The organism is Bradyrhizobium sp. CCGB01, from assembly GCF_024199795.1.
Lineage (GTDB): Bacteria > Pseudomonadota > Alphaproteobacteria > Rhizobiales > Xanthobacteraceae > Bradyrhizobium.
Genome location: NZ_JANADK010000001.1, coordinates 5,557,644 through 5,571,424 on the forward strand (window position 1 = coordinate 5,557,644; position 13,781 = coordinate 5,571,424).

Annotated in this window: 15 protein-coding genes; 3 read left to right on the forward strand and 12 right to left on the reverse strand. The window is 64.5% G+C overall.

Features of this window, described 5'->3' with window-relative positions:
- Positions 1-174: 174 nt before the first annotated feature.
- The 4 genes from NLM25_RS25690 to NLM25_RS25705 form a co-directional block, all read right to left on the reverse strand.
- The gene (locus NLM25_RS25690; protein WP_254138852.1) at positions 175-1,311 is read right to left on the reverse strand and encodes an asparaginase; all 1,137 of its coding nucleotides are present in this window, start codon (positions 1,309-1,311) and stop codon (positions 175-177) included.
- Between the two features lie 81 nt (positions 1,312-1,392).
- On the reverse strand, positions 1,393-2,154 hold the full coding sequence (locus NLM25_RS25695; RefSeq protein WP_254120143.1) for a slipin family protein: 762 nt from the start codon (positions 2,152-2,154) through the stop codon (positions 1,393-1,395).
- Positions 2,151-3,527, reverse strand: a complete 1,377-nt coding sequence (locus tag NLM25_RS25700; protein WP_254138853.1) for a nodulation protein NfeD — start codon at positions 3,525-3,527, stop codon at positions 2,151-2,153. The genes NLM25_RS25695 and NLM25_RS25700 overlap by 4 nt, the downstream gene beginning before the upstream one ends.
- 185 nt (positions 3,528-3,712) lie before the next feature.
- Positions 3,713-3,970, reverse strand: coding sequence for a tautomerase family protein (locus NLM25_RS25705; RefSeq protein ID WP_254138854.1), 258 nt, complete (start codon positions 3,968-3,970; stop codon positions 3,713-3,715).
- 152 nt (positions 3,971-4,122) lie between these two features.
- Between NLM25_RS25705 and NLM25_RS25710 the strand changes: the two genes are divergently transcribed.
- Positions 4,123-5,100: a GlxA family transcriptional regulator gene (locus tag NLM25_RS25710; protein ID WP_254120146.1), complete on the forward strand. Its 978-nt coding sequence runs from the start codon at positions 4,123-4,125 to the stop codon at positions 5,098-5,100.
- Between the two features lie 55 nt (positions 5,101-5,155).
- Here the strand turns inward: NLM25_RS25710 and NLM25_RS25715 are convergent, their stop codons facing one another.
- Positions 5,156-6,118: an AraC family transcriptional regulator gene (locus NLM25_RS25715; protein WP_254138855.1), complete on the reverse strand. Its 963-nt coding sequence runs from the start codon at positions 6,116-6,118 to the stop codon at positions 5,156-5,158.
- Positions 6,119-6,334: 216 nt separating this feature from the next.
- Between NLM25_RS25715 and NLM25_RS25720 the strand changes: the two genes are divergently transcribed.
- Positions 6,335-7,105 (forward strand): alpha/beta hydrolase, encoded by a 771-nt coding sequence (locus NLM25_RS25720; protein ID WP_254138856.1) that lies wholly within the window; start codon positions 6,335-6,337, stop codon positions 7,103-7,105.
- 350 nt (positions 7,106-7,455) lie between these two features.
- Here NLM25_RS25720 and NLM25_RS25725 read toward each other — a convergent pair whose 3' ends face one another.
- The 4 genes from NLM25_RS25725 to NLM25_RS25740 form a co-directional block, all read right to left on the reverse strand.
- Positions 7,456-7,989 carry a transposase gene (locus NLM25_RS25725; protein WP_254138857.1) on the reverse strand — a complete coding sequence of 178 codons (534 nt, stop codon included), beginning with the start codon at positions 7,987-7,989 and terminating at the stop codon, positions 7,456-7,458.
- A 73-nt stretch (positions 7,990-8,062) separates the two neighbouring features.
- Positions 8,063-8,674 carry a hypothetical protein gene (locus NLM25_RS25730; RefSeq protein ID WP_254138858.1) on the reverse strand — a complete coding sequence of 204 codons (612 nt, stop codon included), beginning with the start codon at positions 8,672-8,674 and terminating at the stop codon, positions 8,063-8,065.
- A 211-nt stretch (positions 8,675-8,885) separates the two neighbouring features.
- On the reverse strand, positions 8,886-9,659 hold the full coding sequence (locus NLM25_RS25735; RefSeq protein ID WP_254120150.1) for a gamma-glutamyl-gamma-aminobutyrate hydrolase family protein: 774 nt from the start codon (positions 9,657-9,659) through the stop codon (positions 8,886-8,888).
- A gap of 90 nt (positions 9,660-9,749) precedes the next feature.
- Positions 9,750-10,454 (reverse strand): hypothetical protein, encoded by a 705-nt coding sequence (locus NLM25_RS25740; RefSeq protein ID WP_254138859.1) that lies wholly within the window; start codon positions 10,452-10,454, stop codon positions 9,750-9,752.
- 135 nt (positions 10,455-10,589) lie between these two features.
- On the opposite strand from NLM25_RS25740, the gene NLM25_RS25745 reads away from it, so the two are divergent.
- The gene (locus NLM25_RS25745) at positions 10,590-11,726 is read left to right on the forward strand and encodes an AI-2E family transporter (protein WP_254138860.1); all 1,137 of its coding nucleotides are present in this window, start codon (positions 10,590-10,592) and stop codon (positions 11,724-11,726) included.
- A gap of 16 nt (positions 11,727-11,742) precedes the next feature.
- Here the strand turns inward: NLM25_RS25745 and NLM25_RS25750 are convergent, their stop codons facing one another.
- From NLM25_RS25750 to NLM25_RS25760, 3 genes are all read right to left on the reverse strand, one after another.
- Positions 11,743-12,039, reverse strand: a complete 297-nt coding sequence (locus tag NLM25_RS25750; RefSeq protein ID WP_254120153.1) for an antibiotic biosynthesis monooxygenase — start codon at positions 12,037-12,039, stop codon at positions 11,743-11,745.
- 101 nt (positions 12,040-12,140) lie between these two features.
- Positions 12,141-12,377 carry a hypothetical protein gene (locus NLM25_RS25755; protein WP_254120154.1) on the reverse strand — a complete coding sequence of 79 codons (237 nt, stop codon included), beginning with the start codon at positions 12,375-12,377 and terminating at the stop codon, positions 12,141-12,143.
- A 58-nt stretch (positions 12,378-12,435) separates the two neighbouring features.
- Positions 12,436-13,656 (reverse strand): GGDEF domain-containing protein, encoded by a 1,221-nt coding sequence (locus NLM25_RS25760; protein WP_254138861.1) that lies wholly within the window; start codon positions 13,654-13,656, stop codon positions 12,436-12,438.
- Positions 13,657-13,781 lie beyond the last annotated feature (125 nt).

The following is a 13,781-nucleotide window of genomic DNA, read 5'->3' on the forward strand; positions in this document are numbered from 1 at the left end:
CTCACTGCAACAGGCAAAAGGCGCTCCGAAGGGAGCGCCTTTTCATTTGGGGAGTCGTAGGATGGGTAGAGCCCTTGCGAAACCCATCATCTCACACTTGGCGACCATGATGGGTTTCGCTTCGCTCTACCCATCCTACCCGGCTGCGCTCTCCCCATCCTGCCGGCTGCCCGATCACCACGTCGCCGTAAAAGCCTTCTGCAGCTCGGCCGGCGCCGTCACGCCGCCCGCGATCAGCAATTGCGTGAGGACGCGCGCCTTCTGCGGATTGAGGTCCTCGGACACGACGAAGCCGTTCTTGTCGTCGTCGACCTCGACGTTCCGGGTCACGAAGCCGGATCGAACCCGCGAGGAGCGGACGACGATGATGCCCTTCTTGGCCGCCGCTTCGAGCGCATCGAGGGCCGACTTCGACGTGTTGCCGTCGCCGACGCCGGCCAGCACGATGCCTTTTGCGCCGTGGGAAATGGCGTCCTCGATCGGAACGGCGTCCATGTTGGCGTGCGAGTAGACGATCGCGACGCGCGGCAATTGCTCGCCGGCCGGAAGCCGATAGGTCGCGCGCTTGAAGCCGGGAGCCTGCGCCATGAAGCGGATGCCGCCGGCGGTGTCGACATAGCCCACCGGCCCGTCATTGGCGGAACTGAAGGTCTCGATGCTCGTGGTGTTGGTCTTGGTGACCGAGCGGGCGCCTTGAATCTTGTCGTTCAGCACGGCCATGACGCCCCGCCCGCGCGAGCGCGGATCGGCGGCCACCTGTACCGCTTCGTAGAGATTGCCGGGACCGTCGGCGCTGACCGCCGTGGCCGGACGCATCGAACCGACGATCACCACCGGCTTGTCGCCGCGGACCACATTGTCGAGAAAGAACGCGGTCTCCTCGAGCGTATCGGTGCCATGGGTGATGATGATTCCATCGGCCTCGTTCTTGTCGAAGGCATCCTGGATGCGGCGGGCCAGTGCGAACCAGACCTTGTCGTTCATGTCCTGCGACCCGATCGACGAAATCTGCTCGGCGTTGATCTTGGCGAGCTTGTCGAGGCCCGGCACCGACTGCATCAGCTGCTCGCCCGTGATCTGGCCGGACTTGTACGCCCCCGTTGCGCGCGGATCGGCCTGGCCTGCGATAGTGCCTCCCGTCGCAAGCACGAGAATGCGCGGCAGGCCGCCGGCCGCCGCGTCCTTGCCCGGCTCCGCGGCCTGCGCGGCTGCGCCCCCGCACGTCAAAATTGTGAGGACGAAGAGGGGAATGGAGAGCATTGAAATCCAGCTTTGGCGGCGACCGGCTGCACTGGCGGTAGGCGTCATCATCGAATTGTCCTCCCGTTCAAGTAGGGATCGACATTCGATACGCCCATTAAGGCCGAAGATGGGTCGGCCCGCTGCTTATGGCTAGGGGTTGTCACGCCGCGGCATGAAATGGTCGAGCAAGCCCGTCGGTAGCGGAAAGACGACGGTCGACGACCGCTCGCCGGCGATGTCGTGCAGAGCCGCGAAATAACGCAGCTGCATCGCCTGAGGCTCCTGCGCGAGAATCCGGCCGGCTTCGACGAGCTTTTCGGCGGCCTGCTGCTCGCCCATCGCATTGATCACCTTGGCGCGCCGCAAGCGCTCGGCCTCGGCCTGTTTGGCAATCGCGCGCACCATGGTTTCGTTGATATCGACGTCCTTGATCTCTATGCCGGTGACCTTGATGCCCCAGACGTCGGTCTGCTTGTCGAGGATCTCCTGGATGTCGGCGTTCAACCTGTCGCGTTCGGCCAGCATCTCGTCGAGCTCGTGCTTGCCGAGCACCGAGCGCAACGTGGTCTGGGCGAGCTGGCTGGTGGCCGCCATGTAGTCGCCGACCTTGATGATGGCCCGTTCGGGGTCGACGATGCGGAAGTACAGAACGGCGTTGACCTTGACGGACACGTTGTCCCGCGAAATCACGTCCTGCGGCGGCACGACCTGCACCATCACCCGTAGATCGACCTTGACGAGTTGCTGCACGACCGGAACGAGGAGGATGAGGCCCGGGCCCTTCACGCCGGTAAAGCGGCCGAGCGTGAAGATGACGCCACGCTCGTATTCGCGCAGGATTCGAATGGCCTGGGACAGAAACATGACGACAAGCAGCGCAAGCGCCGCATAGGTCAGATATTCCAGCATCATGATGTACCTCCATCGCCTGTTGGTGCGCGCCGGATCAGCAGCGTCAGGTCGACGACGTTGGCGATTTCGACCGTCTCTCCGGGCTTGAACGTTTCGGCGCCGCGCGCCTGCCAGCGCTCACCATGGGCGAAGACATGACCTTCGCTCCCGTTCCAGTCGAGAACCTCGGCGGGCAAGCCCCGCATGGCCTGCGCGCCAACCCGTTCAGGAGCCTTGGCGGCGCGCCGAAGCGAACCAAGCACGACGAGCGCGAAGCCGATGAACACCGCCGCAGTGATGCCGATCACCCACCACGACAAATGGTAGCCGGGCGCCTCGACCCTGAACAGCATCAGCGCTCCCAGCACGAAAGCGATGATCCCTCCGAGACCGATCACCACGGTCGGATTGAAGGCTTCGACGGTGAGAAGCACGATACCGATCAACATCAGGGCAAGGCCGGCGTAGTTGATCGGCAGCAGATTGAGGGCATAAAGGCCGATCAGCAGGCAGATCGCGCCGACGACTCCCGGGGCGACGGCACCGGGCGACATGAACTCGAAGATCAGGCCGTAGATGCCGACCATCAGGAGAATGAACGCCACGTTCGGATCGGTGATCACCGCCAGGAAGCGGGATATCGCTCCGGGGTCGGCGGCTTCAACGACCGCATCCTTCGTCGCGAGGCGCTGGGTCCTGCCGCCTGCAACTTCCACCTCGCGGCCATCGAGCCGCCTCAGCAATTCAGCCTGGTCGCGCGCGACGAGATCGATGGCATGCGCCTCCAGCGCGCCGTTGGCGGACAGCGTGGCAGCTTCACGGACCGCCTTCTCCGCCCAGTCCGCATTGCGGTTGCGCAGCTCGGCGAGGCTGCGGATGAAGGCGACGGCATCGTTCGTCACCTTCGCCGTCATCGCGTCCTTCGGCTCATCCTTCTTGTCTTTGCTATCCTTGTCGGGTGTGCCGCTCGGCAGGCCCGGCAGCGGCCCGCCAATCTGCACCGGCGTCGCGGCACCGATATTGGTGCCTGGCGCCATCGCAGCAATGTGGGTCGCATAAAGGATATAGGTCCCCGCGCTCGCCGCGTGGGCGCCGGAGGGCGCGACGTAACCGACGACGGGGATGGGCGAGGCCAGCACATCCGCGATGATCTCACGCATGCTGGAATTGAGGCCGCCGGGGGTGTTCATTCTCAGAAGCACGACCTCGGCGCGCCGTTCGCTTGCCTTGGCCAGGGCCTCCTTCACGTAGCTGGCCGACGCAGGGCCAATGGCCCCGTCGATCGAAACAACCAGTGCAATACGACCGCTCTCCTCCGCTGAACTGGGAAGGAGGCAGCAGATCAAAGCCACGACGCCAATCGCCGCAACGAGGGCCGCCTTCATGGTCTGCACGGCAGGGCTCCCTTGCAGTGCATATGGTGCGCGTCTGTCGAACCTCAATGTGGGCGCGGGCAGGCCATCGTCGCGATTGTGCGACGCAATGGAAATCGCCCCGCAGATCGGTCGAGCACGTGGCGGTGGCGGACCATGCCCTTGGGACCATTGCTTGGGCCGATCCGCCCGCGCCCCCTGTGCTGCTACGGCCGCGGGGCCCGCACCCCATCCGCGCCGATCGCGCCGAACGTGCTCGCGATGATCTCGCTCGTCGGCTGCATGCCGCCGAGCGACCAGTGCGAGGGCTCCTGCTCCTCGATCCTGACCCAGACGTTGCGGCGGAAGTCCGGATTGCCCTGCCCTTCGACCTCGACCAGGAGGTCGGTGACGCGCTCGAGCAGCGCTTTCTTCTGTGTGGCATCCAGGATGCCGCGGACGGTGGAAATGGTGACGTAAGGCATGTCTCTCTCCAATCATGTCGGGTGACGACGGTTCGGAGATTGAACCGGACCTGCCGGAGACGGCAGTGGCGGATAAGACAGAGATCGGGCAATTTCCGCCATAGCGCCCGCGCGCCGATCGGCTAGGATGGCCGCCCCTGCCCGGAGGTCTCATGAAGCTCGCAATTCTGGCGCTGGAAGGTTGCATGCATTCGGCGATCGCGGGGATCGCCGACATCCTCTCGCTCGCCAATCATGTCATGCAGCAGAGCGGCGCGAAAACGCGCTTCGCCTGGCAGACGCTGTCGCTGGACGGCAAGGCGGTGCGCGCCGGCGGCGGCCAGATGGTCGCGGTCGACGGTGCGATCGGCAAACGCGCTCGCTTCGACGCGATCATCGTCCCCGGCAACCTCGTCGATCACGTCACGGCGGAACGGCTGCGACCGCAATATGCTCGCGCCGGCGCCTGGCTCCGGCAACAGCACGCAGGCGGCCGGCTGATCGGCGCGTTTTGCAGCGGCGTGTTCCTGCTCGCCGGTGCCGGCCTGCTCGACAACCGCCGCGCCACCATCACCTGGTGGCTGCAAAGCGAGCTGCGCCAGCGTCACCCCAGCATCGACCTCGCCGCCGACGCCGTCATCACCGTGGCGGACCGCATCGTCTGCGCGGCCGGACCGATGTCGTGGGTCGACCTCCTCCTCAAGTTGATCGAGACGGTCGAGGGCAAGGAGACCGCAAAACTCTGCGCCGACTACGTCGTGATCGACACGGCGCAGCGCAGCCAATCGATCTTCATGCCCGTCGGCTATCTGCTCTCGCAGGACCCGCTGCTGACCAGGGCCGACCTGCTGGTTCGCCGCACCGGCAAGAGCCCGATGACGGTCAAGCGCCTCGCCGGTGCGCTCGGCCTCAGCGAGCGCACGCTGAACCGGAAGTTCCAGGAGCTCACGCGCGAGCCGCCGCAAGCCTTCATCATGCGCCGCCGCGTCGAGCACGCGCGCACGCTGCTGGAGACGACGACGCAGCCGATCAAGACCATCGCACGCACGGCCGGCTACGAGGACGAGAGCAGCTTCCGCAAGGCCTTCCGCAAGCTCACCCTGATGTCACCGCAGGCCTATCGCGCGCGGCGGATGGAGCGGGCGGCGTGAGGCCGGCCGAACTCCCGCGAATTGCAGACTCAAGAAGCGGCACGACTTCAGCTGGTCAAAGTCGATCGGCTACTTGTGCCTTCTGAGCTTTCCCTTCGCCACTGTCAGAGCGTCGAGCGGCTCGGTACCTGCCAGGCGATAGGCCGTGACATCGATGGAACAGCTTCGAAAATGCCGCTGCTGTCTCGTAACCGACCCGGCTGGCAATCCGTGCAATGGGCTCATCGCTGGTTTCCAGCAGGAACGCCGCTTCCGCCATGCGGCGCTCGATCACATAGCGATGCATGGACTGGCCGACGAGCTTGGTAAAGCGCGCCGAAAATACCGAGCGGCCGAGTCCCACGCGTTGGCCGAGGTCGCTCAGCGCCCAGGGCCGCTCCGGGTTTTCGTGAATCAGCTTGAGGGCCGGTCCGATGTGCGGGTCGGATATGGCCCCGAGCCAGCCACCTTGTCCGGGACTGAGAGACGCGATCCAGCTCCGAAGCACCTCGACGAAGAGCACTTCCGTCAGTCGTGAAAGCGCGACGCTTTGGCCAGGACGTTCGAGCGCGGACTCGCTGACCATGCGGCGCAGGATTGCTTCAAACCAGCCACCGTCCGCCGTCGGCTTCAACAGGAGCACGGGCGGAAGTAGCTCCAGCACGCTGCCAAACAACGGCCGTGACACCGTGAAATTGCCGCAGATCATGGTCGAGAGCGGCTTTGCACGGCTGCCATGACGAACGACGCCAAGACGCGGGGACGATCGATCGATGTCCATGATCCGCAAAGGCTTGGTCCGGCGATCCGAATAAAACACATGCGGCTCTCCGCGTGTGATGACGACGAAATCGCCCTCGGTCATCTGGATTTCCTGCCCCTGTTCGAGCGCGAGGGTCGCGGAGCCCTGGCTGAGATAGTGAAACAGGGCGTAGGGACGCTGCGGCAACTCGAGATGCCAGGGATGTCCAAGCTCGAAATGAAAAAGCAGCGTCCCGCCGAGACGCACGCGATCGAGCACCTGGGTGAGGATATCCATGCCACCCAAGCTAATCCGATGGACGATCAGACACAACATCCGGACGATTGATCCCTATCGTCCGGAAGGTCTGCGCAATAGGTCATGCCGCGGCGGGCCGACGTTACGTGCGGCAACCATTTCGCCAACCGCAGATGGAAGAACCGCGACCTCACTGGAAACGCCTGTCCACTCCCCCCGGACTGGGTTCGTCCGACATGCCTACAGGAACATTCAATGCGAAATATTCTCCTCTCAGCTGCCGCTGTACTCCTGGCCGGGTCGACATTGGTCGGCTCCGTCCGTTCCGCCGAACTGCCCAAGGGAGCAGCCCACAACATCGTGCTCGTGCACGGCGCTTTCGTGGACCAGACGAGCTGGCAGCCCGTTGCCGATATTCTCACAAAGAAAGGCTACAACGTCACGCTCGTCGAAAATCCGCTCACCTCCCTTGCTGCTGATGTTGATGCCACCAAGCAAGCGCTCGCGAAGCAGGACGGCAGGACCGTTCTGGTCGGCCACTCATGGGGCGGCGTGATGATCACGCAAGCCGGCAACGATCCCAAGGTTTCGGCACTGGTTTATGTTTCCGCCTTTGCACCGGAGGTCGGTGAATCCTTGGCGGCGCTGGCAAAGGCCGGCCCGCCGACCGAAGGCGGCAACGCGATCCATCCCGACGCGAGGGGCAATCTGTACATCGATCCCAAGGTGTTTCCGTCGGCTGTCGCGGCGGACCTTCCTCCGGAGATCGCCGAGCACCTGGCTCACTCGCAGCTTCCGCTGAATCACGTCGCGTTCGAGGCCCCCGTAACCATTGCGGCCTGGCGTGACAAGCCGACGTTCTATGTCATCAGCACGAAGGACAAAGTCCTCGCGCCCGAGGCCCAGAAGTCGTTCGCAGCCAGGATCAAGGCTCAGACAACGGAAGTCGCCGGCAGCCATGCCTCGCTCGTCGTTCATGCGAAGCAAGTCGCTGAAGTCATCGAAAAGGCAGCGCTCGCGAAGTGAGGGTGCCGCTCCCGGCGCTTTCGCGCCGGGAGCGCGCCTGCTCGCTCAGCAGAATGCGAAACGGACCGTGATGCGCCGCGGGCCTATCGCGCGCGACGGATGGAGCGGGCGGCGTGAGGCACCTCGAAGCCGTCAGCTTTCGTTCTGCATCTGACTCCACTTCGTTCTCGAAGAACAAATCAGAGCCGCAAAAATTGGCGCGGGCCAATTCCTACTGATTCGTTTATCTCGCCCAGATTTTGGAGTGCACCTTGAATACGTGGCGCAGTCCTCGGCAGCCTTCCCGTCACGAGCGAAGTCGTCGTAGGGCGGATTAGCCGAAGGCGTAATCCGCCGACTGCCAGCGACGATCACGCGCGTTCGCCAAATTCACCGTCCGCGCTGCTATCTCCCGCCCAATCACCGGGAAACAATCCGGCCTGTACGTCTCGGTGGAATGACGAATGCGGCCAATCCAGCACGCGGCTCACATACCCATGTTTCACGGGATTGATGTAGCAATACTCGACATGGCGCGCGTAGTCGGTCTCATCGCGGATGAGATGCTCCCAGAATCGATTCTGCCATACGCCACGCTCATGTCCCGCGATCTGCACCGCAGTTAAAGGCTCGGTCTTCGGCAAGGTCTTCGCGAAGCGCGTCTTGATCAGTCTCCATCGCACGGAAAAATCAGCGTCGCCGTCCGGAAGCGTCCAGACTGCGAGGAGGTGGTTCGGAAGAACGACAAACGCATCGATCGTCAAAGGATAATCCCGGCGTGTCTCTGCAACGGCCGCGCGCAGCGCCGCGATGTGCTCGACGAGCAGCCTCTGCTTCCGGTCGAGCAGATTGACCGTGAAGAACCAGCAACCACCCGGAACAAATGCACGGCGATAGTTTGGCATTGAAGCCGCCTAGCCACATCAAGATGGCGGATTACGCCTTCGGCTAATCCGCCTTACGCAACGATGCGCATCGTCACTTGTCGGGAAAGTTCACCCCGATCTCCGTCACCACCGGCGCAAACTTCACCAACGCCGCACTGTCGGAGGCCGCCTTCACGCCGTCACCCGACAACGATTTGGGCGCACTCGCTTTCTTGCCGAAGCGGATCGTGACGATGCAGCCGCCATCCAGCGGACGGCTGAGCGCGCCGCCTTTCCAGTCGGTAACGAAGCCGCCGTAATCCCACTCAAAGCCGCTGACGAGGAACGGCTTGCCGTTGGCTTTCTGCACGTCGGCCAGGCTCGATCCGATCGTGACTCCATTGACGTTCCAGAGACTGGGCTTGCCAGCGTCGCGCAAGGTCAAGCCGGAGGCGCGTTTGCCCTTGTCGTCGGTGAAGGCGACCTCGATGCGGCGGTCTCTCGCTTTCGGAAACAGCACGATACCCTTGTATTGCTCGCCCTCGGCGCCCGGCAGGCCCTGCACCACGGCGTCTTTGCCGAAGCGCTGCTTCAGGCTTCGTTCGGTGTCGTCAGGCGCCACGGGTGAAGCGCAGGTGATCGGCCCTTCCTGGGGCGGCGCGGTCTGGGCGAGTGCGGGGGATGCGAAAAGGACAAGGAATGTGGCGGCCGAGGCGCGGATCATCGTGTGCAATTCCAATCTCGAAAATAAGCTGGAAGGTACCGCGCGCGGCTGATCCGGCACAACTCGAAAGCGCGACCGTGCCGCCTCCTCGTCATTGCGTGCGCAGCGATGCAATCCAGACCGTCTCCGCGGAAAGACTCTGGATTGCATCGCTGCGCTCGCAATGACGATGTGGCCGGAGTGTGCCTAAAATGACCGAGCTTGCAGCCCCCTACGCCGCCGCCTTCTGCTTCGCCACCATGGCTTCGCCAAACGCCTCGAACAGCTTGCGGTTGATCGGATTGCGCTGCGGGTCGTATTCGGCGTGCCATTGCACGCCGAGCGCGAAGGTCGGGGCTTCCGCGATGCGGATCGCCTCGATGGTGCCGTCCTCGGCAATGCCCTCGATCAGCACGCGCTTGCCGGGATCGAGGATGCCCTGGCCGTGCAGCGAATTGACCCTGATCTTCTCGCAGCCGAGCAGCGTCGCGAACGCCCCGCCCGGCGTCAGGTCCACATCGTGACGGTCGGCGAACACCACGGTCGGATCGGGATGGATCTCGCCGTTCTCGAGCCGGGGCATCCGATGGTTCATGCGGCCGGGGATTTCACGGATCTCGGGATGCAGCGAGCCGCCGAAGGCGACGTTCATCTCCTGCAGGCCGCGGCAGATGCCGAACAGCGGGATGCCGCGGGCGACGCAGGCGACCGAAAGCGCCAGCGCCACCTCGTCGCGGTGGATGTCGTAGGGCTCGTGCCGCTCACACGGGTCGACATTGAAGCGGGTCGGATGGACGTTGGCGCGGGCGCCGGTGAGCACGATCCCGTCGACCAGGTCGAGAAGCGCACCGATATCGGTGATGTCGGGTGCTCCCGCAAACATCATCGGCAAGCCGCCCGAGACCTCGGCCACGGCGCGCAAATTTCGCTCGCCGACCATCTGGACCTGAAATCGATTTTCGACGCGATGGGCGTTCCCGATCACGCCGACGACCGGCTTTCTCATCTCCCGTTCCGACCTCCCCCGTAAGAAGATTCTCCAAACATGCCCCCCGGATGGAACAAATTCAACAGAAGGGATCGCGGGACGGCAATGCTATTTTCGCGCAAATGCCTCCCGGGCGTCGATCGCGCCCCCGACAGGCAGGCCGGCGGCCTTCAGCGCGGTTGCCGCCGCCTCGCCCGGCGCGGCCAGCCAGGGCAGTTTCGCCTCGATTCCGCGCGTGACGGGCTCGCCGAGCACGCCCCCGAAATCGATCGGCCAGAACCCGTTGGGTACCACCTCGGCGGTAAGGCCGCGGACGGCATAGCCGTCGCCCAGAACCGCCTCTGCATGATCTCCGGCGACGAGGCGCGCTGTCGCCGGATCCTTGGGATCGCCAAGGCTCACGAGCACGGGGATCAGCTCCCCCTGCACCGGGACAATGCCGGTCTGCCGGTTGATGTCGTTGAACGAGACGCGGTTGCTCCGCGCGGCGCCATAGGCGCGGAGCGCGACATAGTTGATGTCGTCGAGGTCGAGCTTGCCGCCCTGCTGATGCGCCAGCAATGCCACCAGGTTCTTGCCTTGACCAAGGTCGACGAACACGGCCTCCCCGCGCATCGTGGTGCGGCCGCCCCGGTTGTAGTTGCGGTCGGGAACGACGGCCAGAATGCCCGATGCGGTCCTGATCCCGTCAGGCGTCGTCACCTCGACCGTGAGGCGATACTTATGGCCGGGGCGGTTGATCCGGATCTGGTCGCCGATCACGAGCACGGCCAGAAGCCCGAGCAGACCGGCCCATTTGCTGATGAAACTCAAGCGCCCCCCACCTGTTTTCTCTCATCGCTCTGCACCGTTCGCGCGGCAGCGTCAAACCAGCGCGTTGACGCGGCCTTGATTGGAAGCGCGTTTGTCGAAAGAGTGCGGCTCGCGGCACGCTGAAAAGGACCCGATGTGAGCATTTCGAGAGATGAACGACCCCGGACGCGCACCGATCTGGCCTGGGCTATCTCGGTCGGCGGCATCGGCGTCGTGCTGTTCACGGCCGCGCTGGTCTTCACCTGGTATTTTGCCGCCACCCTTCTCCTGATCTTCACCGGCATGCTGCTCGGCGTCGGCCTCAATGCGCTGACCAACGCGCTCGGGAGGCGTGTGCATCTGCCCCATGCGATCCGGCTCGCGATCGTCTGCATCGTGCTTGCGGCGCTGCTCGCCGGCGTCGCTTATCTCGGCGGCGCCACCATCGCCGAGCAGGCCTCGGTGCTGAGCAAGACCATCAAGTCGCAGATCAGCAATGTCCGGTCCTTCCTCGAGAACCACGGCATCGACACCAGCGTGTTCGATCTCGGCAACGCATCGCCCGCCACCTCCAGCGAGGACAGCACAGCGCCCGTCCCGAGCCCGGCCCCGCACGGCGGATTGCCGGGCGGCGCAGGCGCGCTCGCCTCGAGCGGCGGGGCGATCGTCAGCCAGACCTTCAAGGTGCTGCTCGGCGCGATCAGCGCCGTCGGCAACATCTTCATCGTGCTGTTCCTGGGGCTCGCCTTCGCCGCCCAGCCAAGCGTCTATCACGACGGCCTGCTGTTCCTCGCGCCGGCGAAGCATCGCAGCCGCGTCACCCTCATCATCGACCGCATCAGCGAAACGCTGGAGCGCTGGCTGATCGCGCAGATCGTCGTGATGATCGCGGTCGGCCTCGTGACCTGGATCGGGCTTGCCATCATCGGCATCCCCGGCTCGTTCATCCTGGGGATCCAGGCGGGCCTGCTCGCCTTCATCCCGACCGTCGGCGCCATCATTGCCGGCGTCGTCGTGGTGCTGGCGAGCCTCGCCTCGGGCTGGGTCGCGGCGCTGTCGGCCTTCCTGCTCTTCATGGGCGTGCACGCCATGGAGAGCTATGTGCTGACGCCGATCCTGCAGCGCCAGGCGCTGGACATCCCGCCGGCGACGCTGTTCGCGTTCCAGATCCTGCTCGGTGTCGTGTTCGGCATCTGGGGCCTGGCGCTGGCGCTGCCACTGGTCGCCATCGCCAAGGTCATGATCGACCATTTCAAGACGTATGAGGCGCCGCCCCTGGCCGAGGCAGCGTAATACATCATGAAGCAGATCAGGTCGTCAGCACGGTCTCGGTGTGCTCGACCTCGGGGGGCGAGGCAAAATACTGGCCGACGAGGCCGCGCCATTCGGTGAAATTCTCCGAGCCGCGGAAATCGACGGTGTGGTTCTCCAGCGTTTCCCATTTCACCATCAGCCGGTAGCGCTGCGGTTTCTCGATCGACTTGTGCAGCTCGAAGCGATGAAAGCCCTTGGAGCGGCCGAAAGCGGCCTTGGCCTTGGCGACGGCGGCCTCAAAGTCCTTCTCGCTGCCCGGCTTGACGTCGATTTGCGCGATCTCGGTGATCATCGGTTTCCACCTTTTTTGCTCGATGGGCGTGTCTAGCGCAGCCGCGGACAAAGAAAAAGGCGCCGAAACGGCGCCCTGACCGGTCAAAAATGCGGTCGCTCTCAGGCGAACAGCAGCGCTGTGCCGGCGACGATCAGCGCGCAACCGATGAACAGCGCGAGCGGCCAGTAGTTGCGGCCCTGCGCATAGCGCCCCTGGGCGCGGCGCTCGGTGATCAGCGCGCGCTCGTATTCGTCTGCAGTCGAGAACAGGCAGGCGAAGCCGCCGCGTGCCGAGGCGGCAGCGGCTTCAAGCGACATCAGGGCAGCCTGCGGATTCTGTCGACGGATCGATTCCATGACCGCGATGGTAGGGATCGAATGGTAAACAGAGCATTACCGCGAGGCTTCCGATGGCTCAGGCGGTGGCCGGACGCGCCGGCGTCGCGCCGACCCGCGCGGCGCTCTGGCGGCGCCAGTTCTCCAGCGACAGCGGCAGCTCCTCGGCCGCCTCGACGCGGTTACGGCCGCCGCGCTTGGCCTGGTAGAGCGCGGTATCGGCCGAGGCCAGCAACACCTCGAGCTCGGTGCCGGCGGGACCACCGGCAACGCCGATGCTGACGGTGGTGTCGACCGGACCTTCATCGACCACGATGCCGGAGGTCTCGAACGCTTCGCGCACGCGTTCGGCAACCAGCACCCCCTCCTCCAGCGAGCACGGCAGCAGCGCCGCAAATTCCTCGCCGCCGATACGGCCCGACATGTCGGTCATGCGCAGGTTGCTGACGACGACGGTGGAGAAGAGCTTCAGCATCTCGTCACCGGCGGGATGGCCGAAGCGGTCGTTGATCGACTTGAAGTGGTCGATGTCGAAGATCATCACGGTCACGGGACGCCCGGCCTTGGCCTCGCGCTCGATCACGCGTCCGCAGGCTTCCGAGAAGCCGCGGCGGTTGAGCATGCCGGTCAGCGGATCGGTGGACGCGGCGGTCCGGTGCGCAGTCACCGTGCGCTCGGACACCAGCATGAAGATCACGAACACGGTGCCGACGGCATACAGGATCAGCTCGACGGCGAACACCGTGACCCAGATGCTGCCGGAGAAGCCGGCATCGTTGGGACGCAGGAAGCTGCCGAGCAGGATCGGCAGCATCAACACGCAGCCGTGCATCACCGGCACCACGAAGGCCGGCCAGCGCCGTTGCAGGCTCTTGCGACGCTCGACCCAGAGCTCGCTCGCGGTCAGCGCGGCATAGACCGAGACGATGCCGGCGCCGACGATCATGCGCAGCATCGACGCTGCGGGATCGAGCAGCGAGGCGGCAGCGGCCCAGGCGAGCGCGCCGACGAGGAGACCCGGCCAGTTCGGCTTGCGGCCGTGGAAGACGCGCGCCGCATTCCACACCATGCCGCAGGCCACGAAGCCGACCGCGTTCAGCGCAAGGTAAAGATGCGGGCCGAGCTTGTCGCCGGCCGCAGTCCACAGCGCGACCGAAGCCGCACCCAGCAGATACGCGGTGCCCCACCATTTCAGTGCAGGACTGTTTTCCTGCTTGCCGAAAAACACCATCATGGCGCCGAGCAGTGCGGCAACCATGGTGGCAACCAAATAGAGCGTGATGCTATCGAGCGACATCATGTCGGCCCCCTTGAAAACATAGCAGTTACGCGATCGGCCCAGCCGACTTGCGCGCCCTTCCAGATGCGACGCTATGTCCCGCGGGTTCCATTCAGGTTTTCACGCGAGGCCAAGTTTTCCTGAAA

Coding starts and splice junctions, on each gene's coding strand:
- NLM25_RS25690 (WP_254138852.1), bottom strand. CDS start 1,311: ATGATGACGCCTACCGCCAGTGCAGCCGGTCGCCGCCAAAGCTGGATT.
- NLM25_RS25695 (WP_254120143.1), bottom strand. CDS start 2,154: ATGATGCTGGAATATCTGACCTATGCGGCGCTTGCGCTGCTTGTCGTC.
- NLM25_RS25705 (WP_254138854.1), bottom strand. CDS start 3,970: ATGCCTTACGTCACCATTTCCACCGTCCGCGGCATCCTGGATGCCACA.
- NLM25_RS25710 (WP_254120146.1), top strand. CDS start 4,123: ATGAAGCTCGCAATTCTGGCGCTGGAAGGTTGCATGCATTCGGCGATC.
- NLM25_RS25715 (WP_254138855.1), bottom strand. CDS start 6,118: ATGGATATCCTCACCCAGGTGCTCGATCGCGTGCGTCTCGGCGGGACG.
- NLM25_RS25720 (WP_254138856.1), top strand. CDS start 6,335: ATGCGAAATATTCTCCTCTCAGCTGCCGCTGTACTCCTGGCCGGGTCG.
- NLM25_RS25725 (WP_254138857.1), bottom strand. CDS start 7,989: ATGCCAAACTATCGCCGTGCATTTGTTCCGGGTGGTTGCTGGTTCTTC.
- NLM25_RS25730 (WP_254138858.1), bottom strand. CDS start 8,674: ATGATCCGCGCCTCGGCCGCCACATTCCTTGTCCTTTTCGCATCCCCC.
- NLM25_RS25735 (WP_254120150.1), bottom strand. CDS start 9,659: ATGAGAAAGCCGGTCGTCGGCGTGATCGGGAACGCCCATCGCGTCGAA.
- NLM25_RS25750 (WP_254120153.1), bottom strand. CDS start 12,039: ATGATCACCGAGATCGCGCAAATCGACGTCAAGCCGGGCAGCGAGAAG.
- NLM25_RS25755 (WP_254120154.1), bottom strand. CDS start 12,377: ATGGAATCGATCCGTCGACAGAATCCGCAGGCTGCCCTGATGTCGCTT.
- NLM25_RS25760 (WP_254138861.1), bottom strand. CDS start 13,656: ATGATGTCGCTCGATAGCATCACGCTCTATTTGGTTGCCACCATGGTT.